This is a genomic window from Pseudomonas sp. VS40 (genome assembly GCF_018587885.1).
Lineage (GTDB): Bacteria > Pseudomonadota > Gammaproteobacteria > Pseudomonadales > Pseudomonadaceae > Aquipseudomonas > Aquipseudomonas pergaminensis.
Window position 1 is genome coordinate 647,582 of the sequence record NZ_JAGYWD010000003.1, and the last position, 17,404, is coordinate 664,985.

At 60.0% G+C, this 17,404-nt stretch carries 17 protein-coding genes; 10 read left to right on the plus strand and 7 right to left on the minus strand.

Features of this window, described 5'->3' with window-relative positions:
• Window position 1: 1 nt before the first annotated feature.
• The gene (etfB, locus tag KHP07_RS12135) at window positions 2-772 is read left to right on the plus strand and encodes an electron transfer flavoprotein subunit beta (RefSeq protein ID WP_214497244.1); all 771 of its coding nucleotides are present in this window, start codon (window positions 2-4) and stop codon (window positions 770-772) included.
• Between the two features lie 685 nt (window positions 773-1,457).
• Here the strand turns inward: etfB and gbca are convergent.
• Window positions 1,458-2,753: a glycine betaine monooxygenase oxygenase subunit gene (gbca, locus tag KHP07_RS12140; protein WP_078050486.1), complete on the minus strand. Its 1,296-nt coding sequence runs from the start codon at window positions 2,751-2,753 to the stop codon at window positions 1,458-1,460.
• Window positions 2,754-3,033: 280 nt separating this feature from the next.
• Here gbca and gbcB point away from each other — a divergent pair, with 280 nt between their 5' ends.
• Window positions 3,034-4,134: a glycine betaine monooxygenase reductase subunit gene (gbcB, locus tag KHP07_RS12145; protein ID WP_078050485.1), complete on the plus strand. Its 1,101-nt coding sequence runs from the start codon at window positions 3,034-3,036 to the stop codon at window positions 4,132-4,134.
• 91 nt (window positions 4,135-4,225) lie between these two features.
• Here the strand turns inward: gbcB and KHP07_RS12150 are convergent, their stop codons facing one another.
• Both KHP07_RS12150 and KHP07_RS12155 read right to left on the minus strand, forming a co-directional pair.
• The gene (locus tag KHP07_RS12150; protein WP_078050484.1) at window positions 4,226-4,426 is read right to left on the minus strand and encodes a hypothetical protein; all 201 of its coding nucleotides are present in this window, start codon (window positions 4,424-4,426) and stop codon (window positions 4,226-4,228) included.
• Window positions 4,427-4,602: 176 nt separating this feature from the next.
• Window positions 4,603-5,643: a threonine aldolase family protein gene (locus KHP07_RS12155; RefSeq protein ID WP_078050483.1), complete on the minus strand. Its 1,041-nt coding sequence runs from the start codon at window positions 5,641-5,643 to the stop codon at window positions 4,603-4,605.
• 90 nt (window positions 5,644-5,733) lie between these two features.
• On the opposite strand from KHP07_RS12155, the gene KHP07_RS12160 reads away from it, so the two are divergent.
• The 8 genes from KHP07_RS12160 (at window position 5,734) to fdhA (ending at window position 15,477) form a co-directional block, all read left to right on the plus strand.
• A complete protein-coding gene (locus KHP07_RS12160; RefSeq protein ID WP_214497245.1) occupies window positions 5,734-6,462 on the plus strand; it encodes a TraX family protein in 729 nt (242 codons plus the stop codon).
• Window positions 6,463-6,599: 137 nt separating this feature from the next.
• Complete coding sequence (gene glyA / locus KHP07_RS12165) at window positions 6,600-7,853, plus strand: serine hydroxymethyltransferase (RefSeq protein ID WP_078050481.1); 1,254 nt, start codon at window positions 6,600-6,602, stop codon at window positions 7,851-7,853.
• A 22-nt stretch (window positions 7,854-7,875) separates the two neighbouring features.
• On the plus strand, window positions 7,876-9,126 hold the full coding sequence (locus tag KHP07_RS12170) for a sarcosine oxidase subunit beta (RefSeq protein ID WP_010207084.1): 1,251 nt from the start codon (window positions 7,876-7,878) through the stop codon (window positions 9,124-9,126).
• A gap of 15 nt (window positions 9,127-9,141) precedes the next feature.
• Complete coding sequence (locus tag KHP07_RS12175) at window positions 9,142-9,444, plus strand: sarcosine oxidase subunit delta (RefSeq protein ID WP_010207083.1); 303 nt, start codon at window positions 9,142-9,144, stop codon at window positions 9,442-9,444.
• A complete protein-coding gene (locus KHP07_RS12180) occupies window positions 9,441-12,458 on the plus strand; it encodes a sarcosine oxidase subunit alpha (protein WP_078050479.1) in 3,018 nt (1,005 codons plus the stop codon). Before KHP07_RS12175 ends, KHP07_RS12180 begins: the two co-directional genes overlap by 4 nt.
• Before the next feature lie 129 nt (window positions 12,459-12,587).
• Window positions 12,588-13,220, plus strand: coding sequence for a sarcosine oxidase subunit gamma (locus KHP07_RS12185; RefSeq protein WP_099493075.1), 633 nt, complete (start codon window positions 12,588-12,590; stop codon window positions 13,218-13,220).
• Window positions 13,221-13,230: 10 nt separating this feature from the next.
• A complete protein-coding gene (gene purU / locus KHP07_RS12190; RefSeq protein WP_016977808.1) occupies window positions 13,231-14,088 on the plus strand; it encodes a formyltetrahydrofolate deformylase in 858 nt (285 codons plus the stop codon).
• Between the two features lie 189 nt (window positions 14,089-14,277).
• Window positions 14,278-15,477 carry a formaldehyde dehydrogenase, glutathione-independent gene (fdhA, locus tag KHP07_RS12195; protein WP_078050476.1) on the plus strand — a complete coding sequence of 400 codons (1,200 nt, stop codon included), beginning with the start codon at window positions 14,278-14,280 and terminating at the stop codon, window positions 15,475-15,477.
• Between the two features lie 46 nt (window positions 15,478-15,523).
• On the opposite strand, the gene KHP07_RS12200 is transcribed toward fdhA, so the two are convergent.
• From KHP07_RS12200 to KHP07_RS12215, 4 genes are all read right to left on the minus strand, one after another.
• Window positions 15,524-15,907 (minus strand): hypothetical protein, encoded by a 384-nt coding sequence (locus tag KHP07_RS12200; RefSeq protein ID WP_214497246.1) that lies wholly within the window; start codon window positions 15,905-15,907, stop codon window positions 15,524-15,526.
• 158 nt (window positions 15,908-16,065) lie between these two features.
• Complete coding sequence (locus KHP07_RS12205) at window positions 16,066-16,470, minus strand: DUF3757 domain-containing protein (RefSeq protein WP_214497247.1); 405 nt, start codon at window positions 16,468-16,470, stop codon at window positions 16,066-16,068.
• A gap of 53 nt (window positions 16,471-16,523) precedes the next feature.
• Window positions 16,524-16,877 (minus strand): hypothetical protein, encoded by a 354-nt coding sequence (locus KHP07_RS12210; RefSeq protein WP_214497248.1) that lies wholly within the window; start codon window positions 16,875-16,877, stop codon window positions 16,524-16,526.
• A 205-nt stretch (window positions 16,878-17,082) separates the two neighbouring features.
• On the minus strand, window positions 17,083-17,238 hold the full coding sequence (locus tag KHP07_RS12215; RefSeq protein WP_177409486.1) for a hypothetical protein: 156 nt from the start codon (window positions 17,236-17,238) through the stop codon (window positions 17,083-17,085).
• Between the last annotated feature and the right edge of the window lie 166 nt (window positions 17,239-17,404).

Consider the following 17,404-nt stretch of genomic DNA (forward strand, 5'->3'; position numbering starts at 1 on the left):
CATGTCCACGAATGTAATCAGCCTGGTGTCCATCGGCGCCCACCCGACTTCCGGGCGCCCGCGCCGTGCCGAGCAGGATGCGCGAGCCGTGGAGCTGGGCCTGCAAATGGCTGGTGATAAGTTGCAGGTGCTGCACGCCGGTAACATCGCCGAACCGACCCTGCGCAGCTACCTGGGCATGGGCCTGCCGCAATTGCATGTGCTGGAGCAACCGGCGGGCAGCGATGCGTTGCCGGTGCTCAGCGAGTACCTGCGCGATGCGGGTGCCCAGGTGGTGCTCGCCGGCAGCCAGGCCGAAACCGGTGAAGGCTCGGGCATGTTGCCGTTCCTGCTGGCAGAACAATTGGGCTGGCCGCTGATCGTGGGGCTGGCGCAGGTGGAATCCATCGAAGGTGGCGTGGCCCATGTGCTGCAAGCCTTGCCACGCGGCCAGCGGCGTCGCCTGAAGGTACGCTTGCCGTTCCTGGCGACGGTGGATAACGCCGCCCCCAAACCCCGGCAGAGCGCCTATGGCCCGGCGCAACGCGGTGAGTTGGCGGCCCATGAAGTTGAAATCGAACAAGACGAGTTATTCACAGGCGCCGTGCTGCAGCCGGCCAAGCCACGGCCCAAGCGCCTCAAGGTGATCAAGGCCAAGAGCGGTGCGGACCGTATGAAGGCCGCCACGGCCAAGGCCAGTGGCGGCGGCGGGCAAGTGCTGAAGGGCCTTAGCCCGCAAGCGGGTGCCGAGGCGATTCTCAAGCTGCTGGTTGAGGAAGGCGTCGTACGCTGATTGAAGGGGCATGTGGGTGGCTTACCCACAATCCCTGTTGACCCGTCTGTGGATAACCTGTTCGCGGTTGTCCACACCCCCTGAAAATCAAGCCCTGCAGCCCTCTGTACGAAAAATAACCAGGCTAACTGACGGTTTTTACTTGGGTTTTTTGCTGTGCCTGTGCGGTTTACCTGGCGGACTTGCCCCCATACTCTGTTGGCGCTTCTGTGGATAACGTGTTCGCTCTCGGCTACAGGCCTTATAAATAAAGGCTTTCAAAGGATTGATTAAAATCTGACCAATTTGGCTTTTTTGCTGATTAAAATCCCTGTAAACCACGATTTATGAAGGTTTGAGGTGGTTTTCCACAGCGCTGTTTAAGTTGCCCCCAAAGTCTGTTGGTGCTTCTGTGGATAAGGTGTTCGCGTACCGCTACACGCCACGTATTACGGAGCTTTCGATGTATTGGTTAATAAATGATCAATGAGTGTTCAAACCGATCCATTTGAATAAGTCACGGATTTTCTTGATTTAATTTCGGGCGGGAGACGTACTTGCCCACAATTGCTGTGGGTGGCTTTGTGGATAAGTTGTTGGGTAAAGGCTGGAGGGCAGGTAAAGACAGGCTTAGCACGCTATCGATCAATTCTTGAACAACGCACCCCCGTAGGCACCGGCTTGCCGGCTCCTACGGGGGTGGGGGTTATTCGTGAACAGCAACGCCCTTGAGGTACGGCGCGGGGGCGGCGCCCAGGTTGCTCAGCATGCGCTCGCTGTACCAGTCCACAAAGTTCACCACGCCAAACTCATAGGTCTTGGAGTACGGGCCAGGCTGGTAGGCGGTGGAGTTGATGCCGCGCTGGTTCTCTTCGGCCAGGCGACGGTCCTGGTCGTTGGTGGCGTCCCACACTTCGCGCATGCGCGCCGGGTCGTAGTCCACGCCTTCCACGGCGTCCTTGTGCACCAGCCACTTGGTGGTGACCATGGTCTCCTGGGCGCTGATCGGCCACACGGTGAACACAATGATGTGGTCGCCCATGCAGTGGTTCCAGGAGTGGGGCAGGTGCAGGATACGCATCGAGCCCAGGTCCGGGTTCTTGATGCGGCCCATGAGTTTGGCGCAGCCCTGCTTGCCGTCCATCGTCATCGACACGGTGCCCTTGAGCAGCGGCATGCGCACGATACGGTTACGCAGGCCGAAGCTGGCGTGGGCGTAAGGAATCTTCTCGGCATCCCAGGCGGCGGCGGAGGCGGCGACGTGATCCTTGAAGGCCTGGTCGGCGCGCGGGTCGGTAACGTCGTCCCATTCCAGCAGGGTTTTCAACAATTCCGGGTGCGACGCATTGCAGTGGTAGCACTCGCGGTTGTTTTCCAGCACCAGCTTCCAGTTAGCTTTTTCCATCAAGGTGGTTTGCACCGCCACCTTGGTGTTCTCCATGTCGTACGGTTCCATGTAGTGGTTGAGCGTCGACAGGAAGTCATCGATGGCCGGCGGGTTCTCCGACAGGCTGATGAAGATGTAGCCGCCAGCGGTCTTCACATTCACAGGCTTCAGGCCGTACTGCTTCATGTCGAAGTCGGCGCCCATCTCGGTGCCGGCGAACAGCAGGCGACCGTCCAGTTCGTAGGTCCACTGGTGGTAGTGGCACACGAGTTTGGCGACCTTGCCCTTGTCGCTGGTGCACAAGCGCGAGCCACGGTGGCGGCACACGTTGTGGAAGGCATGCACCACACCTTCGGCGCCACGGATCACGATGATCGGGTTCTTGCCCACTTGCAGGGTCAGGTAGTTGCCCTTTGTGGGGATCTCGCAAGTCATGCCAGCGATCAGCCACTCTTTCTGGAAGATCTCCTGCATGTCGATATCAAACAACCGCTCATCAGAGTAGAACGGCTGTGGCAGCGAAAACGTGCGCTCGCGCTCTTGCAGCATTTGCGCGGTGGCCTTGCGTGCGGGTTCCAGCGGATCGCCCAAGCTTAAGGTTGCGGTGACGTCCATCGTGTGTGTCCTCATGGCCATTCTGTGTGGCCGAGATAAGTGGCTAATCAGGTTTGCAGCAAGGCGTAAAGAAAGCGTCTGTGTTGGGAGCGAGTGTGGGGCCGCTGATGCGCCGAACCTTATCCATGGGCGACATGGCCCAATCTGATCCCGACGCGCAACCCTAGGTCGTTGGGGGCTGGTCGCGATAAGTATGTGAATGTCGCAGATAGGTAAATGGGTGGTTCTTGCGTTACGCAGAATCGCCACCATAAGGCCGATGTCGGCGGTGGAGAACAACATGTCCAGCAATTTCCTGAATCCGGTAACCACCCAGACCTGGGCCAATGGTCGGCACATTGTCCGTTGCGTCAAAGTCATCCAGGAAACCTGGGACGTGCGCACGTTCTGTTTCATGGCCGACCAGCCGATCCTGTTCTTTTTCAAGCCGGGGCAGTTCGTCACCCTGGAGCTGGAAATCGACGGTCAGCCGATCATGCGTTCCTACACCATTTCCAGCTCGCCATCGGTGCCCTACAGCTTTTCGGTGACGATCAAGCGCGTGCCGGGTGGCAAAGTCTCGAACTGGCTGCACGACACCCTGCACGAAGGCCAGGAACTGGCGGTGCACGGGCCGGTAGGTCTGTTCAATGCCATCGACTATCCGAGCCCGAAGGTGCTGTACCTCAGCGGCGGCGTCGGCATCACGCCGGTGATGTCCATGGCCCGTTGGTTCTACGACACCAACGCCAACGTCGATATGACGTTTATCCACAGCGCGCGCTCGCCCAAGGACATCATCTACCACCGCGAGCTGGAGCACATGGCGTCGCGAATCGACAACTTCAGCCTGCACCTGATTTGCGAGAAACATGGGTTGGGTGAGCCATGGGCCGGCTATCGCGGTTACCTGAACCACAAGATGCTCGAACTGATGGTGCCGGACTTCCTGGAGCGCGAAGTGTTCTGCTGCGGGCCTACGCCGTACATGAACGCGGTGAAGCGCCTGCTCGAAGCGGCCGGTTTCGACATGGCGCGGTATCACGAGGAGTCCTTCGGCGCCACGCCGCCGGAAGCCCGTGCAGACGCGGTGGAGCAGGCCGAACAAGCCGCCGATGCGCCGGAAATCGACTTGGCGGACCTGCATCAGGTGGAATTCATTGCCTCGGGCAAGAGCATTCGCGTGGCACCGGGCGAAACCGTGCATGCCGCTGCTGCGAAGCTTGGACTGCTGATCCCGAAAGCCTGCGGCATGGGCATCTGTGGCACGTGTAAAGTGATGAAGCTGGGCGGGGAGGTCGAGATGGACCACAACGGCGGGATCACCGAGGAAGACGAAGCCGAAGGCTACATCCTGTCGTGCTGCAGTGTGCCGAAGGGTGATGTGCGCATCGAGTTCTAACCAATGATCGTTCCCACGCAGAGCGTGGGAACGATCAACAGTCCCGCGTTTCAGGTCATGAGTCTGCGGCGCGGGTCTTAGGCGCTAACGGTTATTGGGCGTAGATATGGACTACAAAGTGCTGGCCTGATGCTGTCAATTCATAGGCTTTTTCGTAGATCCTCAATGTCTTTAATGGCTCTCGGATGGTGTCACCGACTTTTGCGTGTTTCCTGAATTCATCCCAATCAATGACGGTGGTGCTGATCGTGCCGTCGCTTTGCAGGGTGTTGCCGTTGTTCTGATATTCCATGATGTAACCCTCTGCTGGATTTCCATTTCCGACCGATCATTCGGCAGGCAGTCAACCCCGAAGTAACGCGTCCGTGTGTTCGGGGTGACGAAATCCTATCCAACGCAGGGGGTAGATAGATACTGTCAGAAATACGTACAAACAGTCTCTGCAACACCGCTGGAAGGCCCGTGGTTTCAGGCCTCCATCACTTTCCGAATATCCGCCGCCAATTCTCTTACACGCTCTTCTTCGGTATCCCACGCACACATAAAGCGCGCGCCGCCTTTGCCGATGAAGGTGTAGAAGCGCCAGCCCTTGGCGGTCAGCGCCGCAATGGCTGGTTCCGAGAGTTGCAGGAACACACCGTTGGCCTGCACCGGGAACATCAGTTCCACGCCGGGAATATCTGCCACAAGGCTGCTCAGCAGTTGCGCGCAGTGGTTGGCGTGGCGGGCGTGCTTGAGCCAGGCGTCGTTTTCCAGCAGGCCTACCCAAGGGGCAGACAGGAAGCGCATTTTCGAGGCCAGTTGGCCGGCCTGTTTGCAGCGGTAATCGAAGTCTTCGGCGAGCTCGTGATTGAAGAACAGGATCGCTTCGCCCACGGCCATGCCGTTCTTGGTGCCGCCAAAGCACAGCACGTCCACGCCGGCTTTCCAGGTCAGGTCCGCCGGCGAGCAGCCGAGGAATGCACAGGCGTTGGAGAAGCGCGCGCCGTCCATGTGCAGGTTCAGACCCAGCTCTTTGCAGGTCACGCTGATGGCGCGGATTTCTTCCGGGGTGTACACGCTGCCGACTTCGGTGGCTTGGGTGAGCGTGACTACGCGCGGTTTCGGGTAGTGGATGTCCTGGCGCTTGAGGGCGATCTCACGGATCGACTCGGGGGTCAGCTTGCCGTTTTCGGTGCGGGCGGTGAGCAGCTTGGAGCCGTTGGAGAAAAACTCCGGCGCGCCGCATTCGTCGGTTTCGACGTGGGCGGTTTCCGAGCAAATCACGCTATGGTAGCTCTGGCACAGCGAAGACAACGCCAGGGAGTTGGCAGCAGTGCCGTTGAAGGCAAAGAACACTTCGCAGTCGGTTTCAAACAGGTTGCGGAAACCGTCGGCGGCGCGGTGGGTCCATTCATCATCGCCATAGGCGCGTTGATGGCCCTGGTTGGCTTGTTCCATGGCGGCCCAGGCTTCCGGGCAGATGCCGGAATAGTTGTCACTGGCGAATTGTTGGCTCTTGTCGGTCATGGCCCATTCCTGTGGTCGATGTTGGTGCGCACTGTAACCAAGATTGTTGCGGGTGCGCACGCACTGTAAATGCAAAGTCACTGGGGAATTATGCACGGTACTCAAACGATTCCTGTCGGACGCGTCCGTGATGGCGCTCTGGATCTGCTCAAGTGGCTGGCGCTGTTGAGCATGGTGTTGGACCACCTGCGGTATGTCGGTTTGAGCCTGGATGGCCTGTATGTGCCGGGGCGCCTGGCGTTTCCGTGGTTTTGCCTGGCGATTGCGGCGAACCTTCATCGGGCGAGAAACTCACCTGTCACCGGCCAGTGGCGGTATCTGGGCTGGCTGTTACTGTTCAGCGTAATCAGCGAAGTGCCGTACCGACTTTTTATCGATGATGCCGATACATTGAACGTATTGCCGACGTTGGCGTTGGGCTTGCTTATTGCCCGAGGATGGCAGCAGAAAGTACTTTTTGATCGCGGATTGGCGCTGATCGCGGCCACGATTGCCGCGGTGTTTTCCACGCAGCTGATGTTCGGTTTTTTCGGTGTATTGCTGCCACTGGCGATGCTGCTGGTGTTCCGTCGTCCCTGGTATTTCAGCGTATTGCCGGGCGTGGTCTGCGTCGCGGCCAATCAATGGCAGGTTCTGCTCGCTAGTGGCTCCCCTGTCGCGTTGGCGGGATTGGCCACTTGTCTGATTGCGCCAACACTCGGCCTGGTCCTGTTGCGACATGCCAAAAATGCCTCCCCGCCGCCTATGCGCCGCTGGGCGTATGCCCTCTATCCCGCGCATTTCCTGCTGCTGCTGGCCTTGCGCCACAGCCTTGCCTGAGTCGCAGAATTCATTCCATGTCGTAAACGCACCTTTGCGTGGCGTCCGTAGGCATTTGACCTGTCTGCGCCAGCCCTACCATCGCATCAAAGGGCCCTGCACGGGCCTCAACAATACGAAAGGCTGGGAGAGACGCGATGTTCAGCAAAAAAGACCAGATCCAGGGATATGACGACGCACTGCTGGCGGCCATGAATGCCGAAGAGCAGCGTCAGGAAGATCATATCGAGCTGATCGCGTCAGAGAACTACACCAGCAAACGCGTGATGGAAGCCCAGGGCAGCGGCCTCACCAACAAATACGCCGAAGGCTACCCGGGCAAGCGCTACTACGGTGGCTGCGAGCACGTGGATAAGGTCGAAGCCCTGGCCATCGAACGCGCCAAGCAATTGTTCGGCGCCGATTACGCCAACGTGCAGCCGCACTCCGGTTCTTCCGCCAACAGCGCGGTGTACCTGGCCCTGTTGAACGCCGGTGACACCATCCTCGGCATGAGCCTGGCCCACGGCGGCCACCTGACCCACGGCGCCAAGGTGTCGTCCTCGGGCAAGCTGTACAACGCCGTGCAGTACGGCATCAACACCGACACCGGCCTGATCGACTACGACGAAGTCGAACGCCTGGCGGTGGAACACAAACCTAAAATGGTCGTGGCCGGTTTTTCCGCCTACTCCAAGACCCTGGATTTCCCACGCTTTCGCGCCATCGCCGACAAGGTCGGTGCGCTGCTGTTCGTCGACATGGCCCACGTCGCCGGCCTGGTCGCCGCCGGCCTGTACCCGAACCCGCTGCCGTACGCCGATGTGGTCACCACCACCACCCACAAGACCCTGCGCGGTCCCCGTGGCGGCCTGATCCTGGCCAAGGCCAACGAAGAAATCGAGAAGAAACTCAACGCTGCTGTATTCCCCGGCGCCCAGGGTGGCCCGTTGATGCACGTGATCGCCGGCAAGGCCGTGTGCTTCAAGGAAGCCCAGGAACCTGGCTTCAAGGTCTACCAGCAACAAGTGATCGACAACGCCCAGGCCATGGCCAGCGTGTTTATCAAACGCGGCTACGATGTTGTGTCCGGCGGCACCGACAACCACCTGTTCCTGGTCAGCCTGATCCGTCAGGGCCTCACCGGCAAAGAGGCGGACGCCGCCCTCGGCCGCGCCCACATCACCGTCAACAAGAACGCCGTGCCGAATGACCCGCAGTCGCCCTTCGTGACCTCGGGCCTGCGCATCGGCACTCCGGCGGTGACCACGCGTGGTTTCAAAGTGCCGCAGTGCATCGAACTGGCCGGCTGGATCTGCGACATCCTCGACAACCTCGGCGACGCCGACGTCGAGGCCAACGTGGCCAAGCACGTGTCTGCCCTGTGCGCTGATTTCCCGGTTTATCGCTGAGCGCGGTTTTGGAGTAATGACTATGCAACGCTACTCGGGCTTCGGCCTCTTCAAGCACTCACTCAGCCACCACGAAAACTGGCAGAAGATGTGGCGCACGCCGACCCCTAAAAAGGTCTACGACGTGGTCATCGTCGGTGGCGGCGGGCATGGTCTGGCGACCGCCTACTACCTGGCCAAGGAACACGGCATCACCAACGTGGCCGTGGTCGAGAAAGGCTGGCTGGGCGGCGGTAACACCGCGCGCAACACCACCATCGTGCGTTCCAACTACCTGTGGGACGAGTCGGCGCACCTGTACGAACACGCGATGAAACTGTGGGAAGGCCTGTCCCAGGACCTGAACTACAACGTGATGTTCTCCCAGCGTGGCGTGTACAACCTGTGCCACACCCTGCAAGACATCCGTGATTCCGAGCGCCGTGTGAGCGCCAACCGCCTCAATGGCGTGGACGGCGAACTGCTCAACGCCAAGCAAGTGGCCGACGAGATCCCGTACCTCGATTGCTCGAAAAACACCCGCTACCCGGTGCTCGGCGCCACCGTGCAACGTCGCGGCGGCGTGGCCCGTCACGATGCCGTGGCCTGGGGCTTTGCGCGTGCCGCCGACGCCCTCGGCGTGGATTTGATCCAGCAGACCGAAGTGATCGGCTTTCGCAAGGAAAACGGTGTGTGCATCGGCGTGGAAACCAACAAGGGCTTTATCGGCGCCAAGCGCGTCGGTGTGGTGACCGCCGGTAACTCCGGGCACATGGCGTCGTTGGCGGGCTTCCGCCTGCCGATTGAGTCCCACCCGCTGCAAGCGTTGGTGTCGGAGCCGATCAAGCCGATTATCGACAGCGTGATCATGTCCAACGCCGTGCACGGCTACATCAGCCAGTCCGACAAGGGCGACCTGGTGATCGGCGCCGGTATTGACGGCTACAACGGCTACGGCCAGCGCGGCTCGTACCCGGTGATCGAACACACCATCCAGGCCATCGTCGAGATGTTCCCGGTGCTGTCCCGCGTGCGCATGAACCGCCAGTGGGGCGGTATCGTCGACACCACGCCGGATGCCTGCCCGATCATCTCCAAGACCCCCGTGCCGAACATGTTCTTCAACTGTGGTTGGGGCACCGGTGGCTTCAAGGCCACGCCGGGCTCAGGCAACGTGTTTGCCGCCAGCCTGGCCAAGGGTGAAATGCACCCGTTGGCGGCACCTTTTTCCATCGACCGTTTCCACAACGGTGCGTTGATCGACGAACACGGCGCTGCGGCCGTCGCCCACTAACAGGAGAAATTCCCTATGTTGCATATCTTCTGTCCTCACTGTGGCGAACTGCGCTCCGAAGAGGAATTCCACGCCTCCGGCCAAGCGCACATCCCGCGCCCGCTGGACCCGAATGCCTGCACCGATGAAGAGTGGGGCGACTACATGTTCTTCCGCGACAACCCCCGCGGGCTGCACCACGAACTGTGGATTCACGCCGCCGGTTGCCGCCAGTACTTCAACGCGACCCGCGACACCCTGACCTACGAAATTCTTGAAACCTACAAGATCGGTGAGAAGCCACAATTCACCGCCAAGGCCTCTGGAGAGAAGGTATGAGCCAGACCAATCGCCTGTCCAACGGTGGCCGGATCGACCGTAATAAAGTCCTGACGTTTACCTTCAACGGCCAGAGCTACAAAGGCTTTGAAGGCGACACACTGGCCGCAGCCCTGCTGGCCAACGGCGTCGACATCATCGGCCGCAGCTTCAAGTACTCGCGCCCTCGCGGCATCTTCGCTGCGGGCGCCGAAGAGCCGAACGCGGTGCTGCAGATCGGCGCCACCGAAGCCACCCAGATTCCCAACGTGCGCGCCACGCAACAGGCGCTGTACCAAGGCCTGGTCGCCACCAGCACCAACGGCTGGCCGAACGTCAACACTGACGTGATGGGCATCCTCGGCAAGGTCGGCGGCAAGCTGATGCCGCCGGGGTTCTACTACAAAACCTTCATGTACCCGCAATCGTTCTGGATGACTTACGAGAAGTACATCCGTAAGGCAGCAGGTCTTGGCCGCTCGCCGACCGAGAACGACCCGGACACCTACGACAACTTCAACCGTCACTGTGACGTGCTGGTCGTCGGCGCCGGCCCTGCGGGCTTGGCTGCCGCACTGGCTGCCGCCCGCAGCGGTGCTCGTGTGATCCTCGCCGACGAGCAGGAAGAGTTTGGCGGTTCGCTGCTGGATTCGCGTGAAAGCCTCGACGGCAAGCCGGCTGCGGAATGGGTTGCCAGCGTGATCGCTGAACTCAAGGCGCTGCCGGACGTAGTGTTGCTGCCCCGCGCCACCGTCAACGGCTACCACGACCATAACTTCCTGACCATTCACGAACGCCTCACCGACCACCTCGGTGACCGTGCGCCGATTGGTGTGGTGCGCCAACGTATCCATCGTGTGCGCGCCAAGCGCGTGGTGCTGGCGACCGGTGCGTGTGAGCGCCCGCTGGTGTACGGCAACAACGATGTGCCGGGCAACATGCTCGCCGGTGCCGTCTCCACTTACGTGCGCCGCTACGGCGTTGCGCCGGGCAAGAAACTGGTGCTGTCGACCAACAACGATCATGCCTACCGCGTTGCGCTGGACTGGCTCGACGCCGGCCTGCAAGTGGTGGCCGTGGCTGATGTACGCCACAACCCACGCGGCGCACTGGTTGAAGAAGCCCGCGCCAAAGGTATTCGAATCCTCACCGGCAGCGCTGTGATCGAGGCCCGTGGCAGCAAGCACGTCACCGCCGCCCGCGTCGCTGCGATTGATGTGAAAGCGCATAAAGTCACCAGCCCAGGCGAGTGGCTGGACTGTGACCTGGTGGCCAGTTCCGGCGGCTACAGCCCAGTGGTCCACCTGGCTTCGCACCTGGGCGGCAAGCCGACCTGGCGTGAAGACATCCTCGGTTTTGTGCCCGGTGAAGCCCCGCAGAAACGCGTGTGCGTCGGCGGTATCAACGGCGTCTATGGCCTTGGCGATTCCCTGGCAGACGGTTTTGAAGGCGGCGTGCGCGCGGCCAGCGAAGCCGGTTTTGCCCCGGTGGAAGGCACCTTGCCGAAAGCCCTGAGCCGCTTGGAAGAGCCGACGTTGGCGATCTACCAAGTGCCGCACGACAAGCCAACCGCACGGGCACCGAAGCAATTTGTCGACCTGCAAAACGACGTGACCGCCGCCGCCATCGAACTGGCGACCCGCGAAGGTTTCGAGTCGGTCGAGCACGTCAAACGCTACACCGCACTGGGTTTCGGCACCGACCAGGGCAAGTTGGGCAACGTCAACGGCCTGGCGATTGCCGCTCGTTCGCTGAACGTGACCATCCCGCAGATGGGCACCACCATGTTCCGTCCCAACTACACGCCGGTGACCTTCGGCGCGGTAGCGGGTCGTCACTGTGGGCACATCTTCGAACCGGTGCGCTACACCGCGCTGCACGCCTGGCACGTGAAGAACGGCGCCGAGTTTGAAGACGTCGGCCAGTGGAAACGCCCTTGGTACTTCCCACGCAACGGTGAAGACCTGCACGCCGCCGTCAAACGCGAATGCCTGGCCGTGCGTGACAGCGTCGGCCTGCTGGACGCGTCGACCCTCGGCAAGATCGACATCCAGGGCCCGGATGCGCGCGAATTCCTCAACCGCATCTACACCAACGCCTGGACCAAGCTCGATGTGGGCAAGGCGCGCTACGGCCTGATGTGCAAGGAAGACGGCATGGTTTTCGACGACGGCGTGACTGCCTGCCTCGCCGACAACCACTTCCTGATGACCACCACCACCGGCGGCGCTGCCCGTGTGCTGCAATGGCTGGAAATCTACCAACAGACCGAATGGCCAGACCTCAAGGTGTACTTCACCTCGGTCACCGACCACTGGGCGACCATGACCCTGTCCGGCCCCAACAGCCGCAAGCTGCTGGCGGAAGTCACCGATATCGACCTGGACAAGGACGGCTTCCCGTTCATGACCTGGAAAGAAGGCCTGGTCGGCGGCGTACCGGCCCGTGTGTTCCGGATCTCGTTTACCGGTGAGCTGTCGTACGAAGTCAACGTGCAGGCCGACTACGCCATGGGCGTGCTGGAACAGATCGTCGCGGCCGGCCAAAAGTACAACCTGACCCCGTACGGCACCGAAACCATGCACGTGCTGCGGGCCGAGAAGGGCTTCATCATCGTCGGCCAGGACACCGACGGCTCGATGACCCCGGACGACCTGAACATGGGCTGGTGCGTCGGCCGCACCAAGCCGTTCTCGTGGATCGGCTGGCGCGGCATGAACCGTGAAGACTGCGTGCGCGAAGAGCGCAAGCAACTGGTGGGCCTCAAGCCGGTCGATCCGAAAGTATGGCTGCCGGAAGGCGCGCAGTTGGTGTTCGATCCGAAGCAGTCGATCCCGATGAAGATGGTCGGCCACGTGACATCGAGCTATGCGCATAACTCCCTGGGTTATTCGTTTGCGATGGCGGTGGTGAAGGGTGGCTTGAAGCGCATCGGCGAGCGGGTGTTCTCACCGCAAGCGGATGGCAGCGTGATCGAGGCGGAGATTGTGTCCTCGGTGTTCTTCGACCCCAAAGGCGATCGCCAGAACATCTGACAGACCGAGGTGCCTGCATCGCAGGCAAGCCAGCTCCCACATTTGAATCGATTCACAATTCAAAAATGTGGGAGGGACTTGCCCCCGATGAGGCCAGAACAGACACCACAGCATTCAAACAGGTGCTTTATGACAGCAGCCAATGTTTACCAACAACGCCCCACCACCGGCGCCAAGGCCGAGTCGTCGCTGCACCATGCCGACCTCGCCAGCCTGGTCGGCAAGGGTCGCAAGAACGCCGGCGTGACCGTGCGTGAAAAGAAACTTCTGGGCCACCTGACCATTCGTGGCGATGGCCACGATGCAGCCTTCGCTGCGGGCGTGCACAAGGCCCTGGGCATCGAATTGCCCGGCGCCTTGCAAGTGATCGTCAAGGGTGAAACCAGCCTGCAGTGGCTCGGCCCGGATGAGTGGTTGCTGATCGTGCCAAGCGGTGAAGAATTCGCCGCCGAGAAAAGCCTGCGTGAGGCCCTGGGCGACCTGCATATCCAGATCGTCAACGTCAGCGGCGGCCAGCAGATCCTTGAGCTCAGCGGCCCGAATGTGCGCGATGTGTTGATGAAATCCACCAGCTACGACGTGCACCCCAACAACTTCCCAGTGGGCAAGGCGGTGGGCACGGTGTTCGCCAAGTCGCAACTGGTGATCCGCCACACGGCTGAAGACACTTGGGAGCTGGTGATTCGTCGCAGCTTCTCGGATTACTGGTGGTTGTGGTTACAGGATGCATCCGCCGAATTCGGCCTGAGCGTCCAAGCCTGAGGAATGCCCCATGAGCCGCGCACCCGATACATGGATTTTGACCGCCGACTGCCCCAGCGTGCTCGGCACGGTGGACGCGGTCACCCGCTACCTGTTCGAGCAGGGTTGCTACGTTACCGAGCACCACTCGTTCGATGACCGGCTTTCGGGCCGGTTCTTTATTCGCGTGGAGTTCCGCCAGCCCGACGGTTTTGACGAACAAGGTTTCCGCGATGGCCTGGCCACCCGTGGTGAAGCCTTCGGCATGATCTTCGAACTCACCGCGCCAAACTACCGGCCAAAAGTGGTGATCATGGTCTCCAAGGCCGATCACTGCCTGAACGACCTGCTGTACCGCCAGCGTATCGGCCAACTGTCGATGGACGTGGTCGCGGTGGTGTCCAACCACCCCGATTTGAAACCTTTGGCCGACTGGCACCAGATTCCCTACTACCATTTCCCCCTCGACCCCAACGACAAACCGTCCCAGGAGCGTCAGGTGTGGCAGGTGGTGGAAGACACCGGCGCGGAATTGGTGATCCTTGCGCGCTACATGCAAGTGCTGTCGCCGGAGCTGTGCCGCAAGCTGGATGGCAAGGCCATCAACATTCACCACTCGTTGCTGCCGGGGTTCAAGGGCGCCAAGCCGTATCACCAGGCGTACAACAAGGGCGTGAAGTTGGTGGGGGCCACGGCGCATTACATCAACAACGATCTGGATGAAGGCCCGATCATTGCCCAGGGTGTGGAGGTGGTGGATCACAGTCATTACCCCGAGGATTTGATCGCCAAGGGGCGCGATATCGAAGGGCTGACGTTGGCCCGGGCCGTTGGGTATCACATTGAGCGGCGGGTGTTTTTGAACGCCAATCGCACGGTCGTTCTTTAGATCGCTATCGCAGGCAAGCCAGCTCCCACATTTTTGAATGTGTTCATAGATCAAAATGTGGGAGCCGGGCTTGCCCGCGATGAGGCCCTTACAAACAACGCAAAAACAGCATCTGTAACCCGAGCACTTAACGCGCTGCCCACCCAAACGGGCAACGTGGTTCCATAAAAACAACAGCGAGGTGAAAGCATGTCTGGTAATCGTGGTGTCGTGTATCTCGGCAACGGCAAGGTCGAAGTACAGAAAATCGACTATCCCAAAATGCAGGACCCCCGTGGCAGGAAGATTGAGCACGGCGTCATCCTGCGCGTGGTCTCCACCAACATCTGCGGCTCCGACCAACACATGGTGCGTGGCCGCACCACTGCCCAGACCGGCCTGGTGCTCGGTCATGAAATCACCGGTGAAGTGATCGAGAAGGGCAGCGACGTCGAAAACCTGAAGATCGGCGACCTGGTTTCCGTACCCTTCAACGTGGCGTGCGGCCGCTGCCGTTCCTGCAAGGAGCAGCACACCGGCGTATGCCTCACCGTCAACCCGGCCCGTGCCGGTGGCGCCTACGGCTACGTCGACATGGGCGACTGGACCGGTGGTCAGGCCGAGTACGTGCTGGTGCCGTACGCCGACTTCAACCTGCTCAAACTGCCGGACCGCGACAAGGCCATGGAGAAAATCCGCGACCTGACCTGCCTCTCCGACATTCTCCCCACCGGCTACCACGGCGCCGTCACTGCCGGCGTTGGCCCAGGCAGCACGGTTTATATCGCCGGTGCCGGCCCTGTGGGCTTGGCGGCGGCGGCATCGGCGCGCCTGTTGGGTGCGGCAGTGGTGATCATCGGTGACGTCAACCCGATCCGCCTGGCCCACGCCAAGGCCCAGGGCTTCGAGATTGCCGACCTGTCCCAGGACACCCCGCTGCACGAACAGATCGCCGCACTGCTGGGTGAGCCGGAAGTGGACTGCGCCGTCGATGCCGTGGGCTTCGAAGCCCGTGGTCATGGTCATGAAGGCGTCAAGGCGGAAGCCCCGGCCACCGTGCTCAACTCCCTGATGGGCGTGGTGCGCGTGGCGGGCAAGATCGGTATCCCTGGCCTGTACGTCACCGAAGACCCGGGTGCTGTGGACGCTGCGGCAAAAATGGGCAGCCTGAGCATCCGCTTCGGCCTGGGCTGGGCCAAGTCCCATAGCTTCCACACCGGCCAGACCCCGGTGATGAAGTACAACCGCGCGTTGATGCAGGCGATCATGTGGGACCGTATCAACATTGCCGAGATCGTCGGTGTGCAGGTGATCAGCCTGGACGACGCGCCGCGTGGGTATGGCGAGTTCGATGCGGGTGTGCCGAAGAAGTTTGTGATTGATCCGCATAAGTTGTTCAGTGCGGCATAAAGAGCAGGGCAAATAATAAGGGCGACCCCAGGGTCGCCCTTATTATTTATTGTGAGTTGAGCCGCAGGTAGGGAGTGGCTGTTACACCCTCTTCAACGACAGTCTTTCCGCCATAGTCACAACGTAGCCTTCCCTCTGTCTGGGTGATGGTCTCTGCCTTGAGTGCGTACCTGGGGGCTAGATAATCGTCATCTGTTCCGGCTGTCTGGCCCTTCCATGTCCTGCCCCTGGTGTGGGCCGAGTATTTATAGCCTTCGCCGTAGGGCGGTGGCAGGTCAGGGTCCGTGTAGGGTTTGGAGTGGATGTCGCTGACGGCTGGGCATTGGCCGATGTCGATGGCCTGGCCCGATGAGGCCTGGTGTGGCCTGCGAAGATCGAGAAGGTTGAGTGCGGTAGCGGCAGCAAAAATATTGGGTATCAATCCGATCATGTCGTCACAGTTCCTTTGTTTGTGGCTGAACCTTCGCGTCGAAAATCGTGAGAAGGCTGCCTTGGGTGGGCCGTGCCGGGCCCACAGTTCCGCAAGAACGTCGACGGCTGGCTGAGGATTTGTGAACGTGAACGGTCGGAATGATTCGGGTGACGTTTTTACTGATGCGTAAATGAGCACTTGGAAATTGCCAGGGCTTCGCAATACGTGCCTTTCCACTCGCCAATAGGAGGGATAAGGTTCCAGGCAGACACAGGTTTGAGCGCGACCGAAAAGCTCGCGTCGTTATTCATGGGGCCCTTATAGGTGCAGGTGACGGTTTTGTTGTTTGCATCGTACCGGGCATCGTGAAAGGTCGAATCATTCAAGTACGAAGCGGCAGCCAACGGGTTTTCACCTATCCAGGCCCGTCCATCAGGTTGTGACGCCTCATAGCGGTAACCGCCATTGATCATCTCCGTTTGTTTGATGGCTTGGATCGAGGGACAGGTGGAGGTCGCTGCACCGACAGTGTTCATCAGGGCCATCGTGGCCAACATACCTGCAAGTAGTGAGCTTCTCATTACCCGCCTCCTGTGGGTTGCGGGAAGGGCGACCGCAAAGTCGCCCTTATTAATTATTGCGTTGCTGTGAGTCTTAGATTAGGAACTGCAGTTTCACCATTTTCTATCAGCGTTTTGCCGCCGTAGTCACAGCGCAGCTTTCCATTCACTACATTGATCGTCTCTGCTTCGAGTTCATATTTACGTTCCAGGTAATCATGTTTAGTGTTACCTGTTTGGCCCGTCCACTTCTTACCACCGCTCTCGGCGGTGTATTTGAAACCGTCGACGCTATTACCTTGGATGGTTTCTTGGAATGCTTCAGATTTAATGGTGCTAGGTGCCGGGCAGTCCTTGATATCAGCTGCATGAGCGCCCCCGGCCAATACACAAGCAGCCAGCATTCCTACGGCGAATTGATAATTCATATCTGATCCTTAATTGAATTGTGAGGTGACGTCTGAATGCTAAGACGGCTTGCTAGCGTGGGATACTGTTAGAAATGACAGTAATTTATAATTATTCGGTATGAAAAATTCGTTTTATATGAAAGTCGGTATATTTGAAGCTGCCAGAAATTGCATACGCAGGTACAGAAAGGGCGACAGGGCATCGCCCTTTTTGCGGCAATTTTTAAGCCTGCAATCGCCGGCTGATGACATCGAGCAAATCGCAGCCGTCGCACAGCGCAATGGCGCATAGCAGGTCGAAGTCCTGGGGGACGAGGGTGTCGGTGTGCAGGGATGGGGTGGCGCTGTCGTGGCCGGTGAGCGGCATGTATCGGTTCATGTTTTGAACCCATTCAAGTAGAGGTGGGCTACACACATATTTGTCGCCAAACGAATTGGGTGGCAGCTGTACGCAGGTTGGCGAACCGGGAATGGAACCGGCAGACCCGAAGGTCTCCCGCGCACAGCCACCACGAAAGCGGCTATTGCGGACGCAAAAGGGCCTG

Coding starts and splice junctions, on each gene's coding strand:
- purU (WP_016977808.1), top strand. CDS start 13,231: ATGAGCCGCGCACCCGATACATGGATTTTGACCGCCGACTGCCCCAGC.
- KHP07_RS12215 (WP_177409486.1), bottom strand. CDS start 17,238: ATGAACCGATACATGCCGCTCACCGGCCACGACAGCGCCACCCCATCC.
- KHP07_RS12205 (WP_214497247.1), bottom strand. CDS start 16,470: ATGAGAAGCTCACTACTTGCAGGTATGTTGGCCACGATGGCCCTGATG.
- KHP07_RS12175 (WP_010207083.1), top strand. CDS start 9,142: ATGTTGCATATCTTCTGTCCTCACTGTGGCGAACTGCGCTCCGAAGAG.
- KHP07_RS12200 (WP_214497246.1), bottom strand. CDS start 15,907: ATGATCGGATTGATACCCAATATTTTTGCTGCCGCTACCGCACTCAAC.
- KHP07_RS12155 (WP_078050483.1), bottom strand. CDS start 5,643: ATGACCGACAAGAGCCAACAATTCGCCAGTGACAACTATTCCGGCATC.
- etfB (WP_214497244.1), top strand. CDS start 2: ATGTCCACGAATGTAATCAGCCTGGTGTCCATCGGCGCCCACCCGACT.
- fdhA (WP_078050476.1), top strand. CDS start 14,278: ATGTCTGGTAATCGTGGTGTCGTGTATCTCGGCAACGGCAAGGTCGAA.
- gbcB (WP_078050485.1), top strand. CDS start 3,034: ATGTCCAGCAATTTCCTGAATCCGGTAACCACCCAGACCTGGGCCAAT.
- KHP07_RS12210 (WP_214497248.1), bottom strand. CDS start 16,877: ATGAATTATCAATTCGCCGTAGGAATGCTGGCTGCTTGTGTATTGGCC.
- KHP07_RS12180 (WP_078050479.1), top strand. CDS start 9,441: ATGAGCCAGACCAATCGCCTGTCCAACGGTGGCCGGATCGACCGTAAT.
- glyA (WP_078050481.1), top strand. CDS start 6,600: ATGTTCAGCAAAAAAGACCAGATCCAGGGATATGACGACGCACTGCTG.
- KHP07_RS12185 (WP_099493075.1), top strand. CDS start 12,588: ATGACAGCAGCCAATGTTTACCAACAACGCCCCACCACCGGCGCCAAG.
- KHP07_RS12160 (WP_214497245.1), top strand. CDS start 5,734: ATGCACGGTACTCAAACGATTCCTGTCGGACGCGTCCGTGATGGCGCT.
- gbca (WP_078050486.1), bottom strand. CDS start 2,753: ATGGACGTCACCGCAACCTTAAGCTTGGGCGATCCGCTGGAACCCGCA.
- KHP07_RS12150 (WP_078050484.1), bottom strand. CDS start 4,426: ATGGAATATCAGAACAACGGCAACACCCTGCAAAGCGACGGCACGATC.
- KHP07_RS12170 (WP_010207084.1), top strand. CDS start 7,876: ATGCAACGCTACTCGGGCTTCGGCCTCTTCAAGCACTCACTCAGCCAC.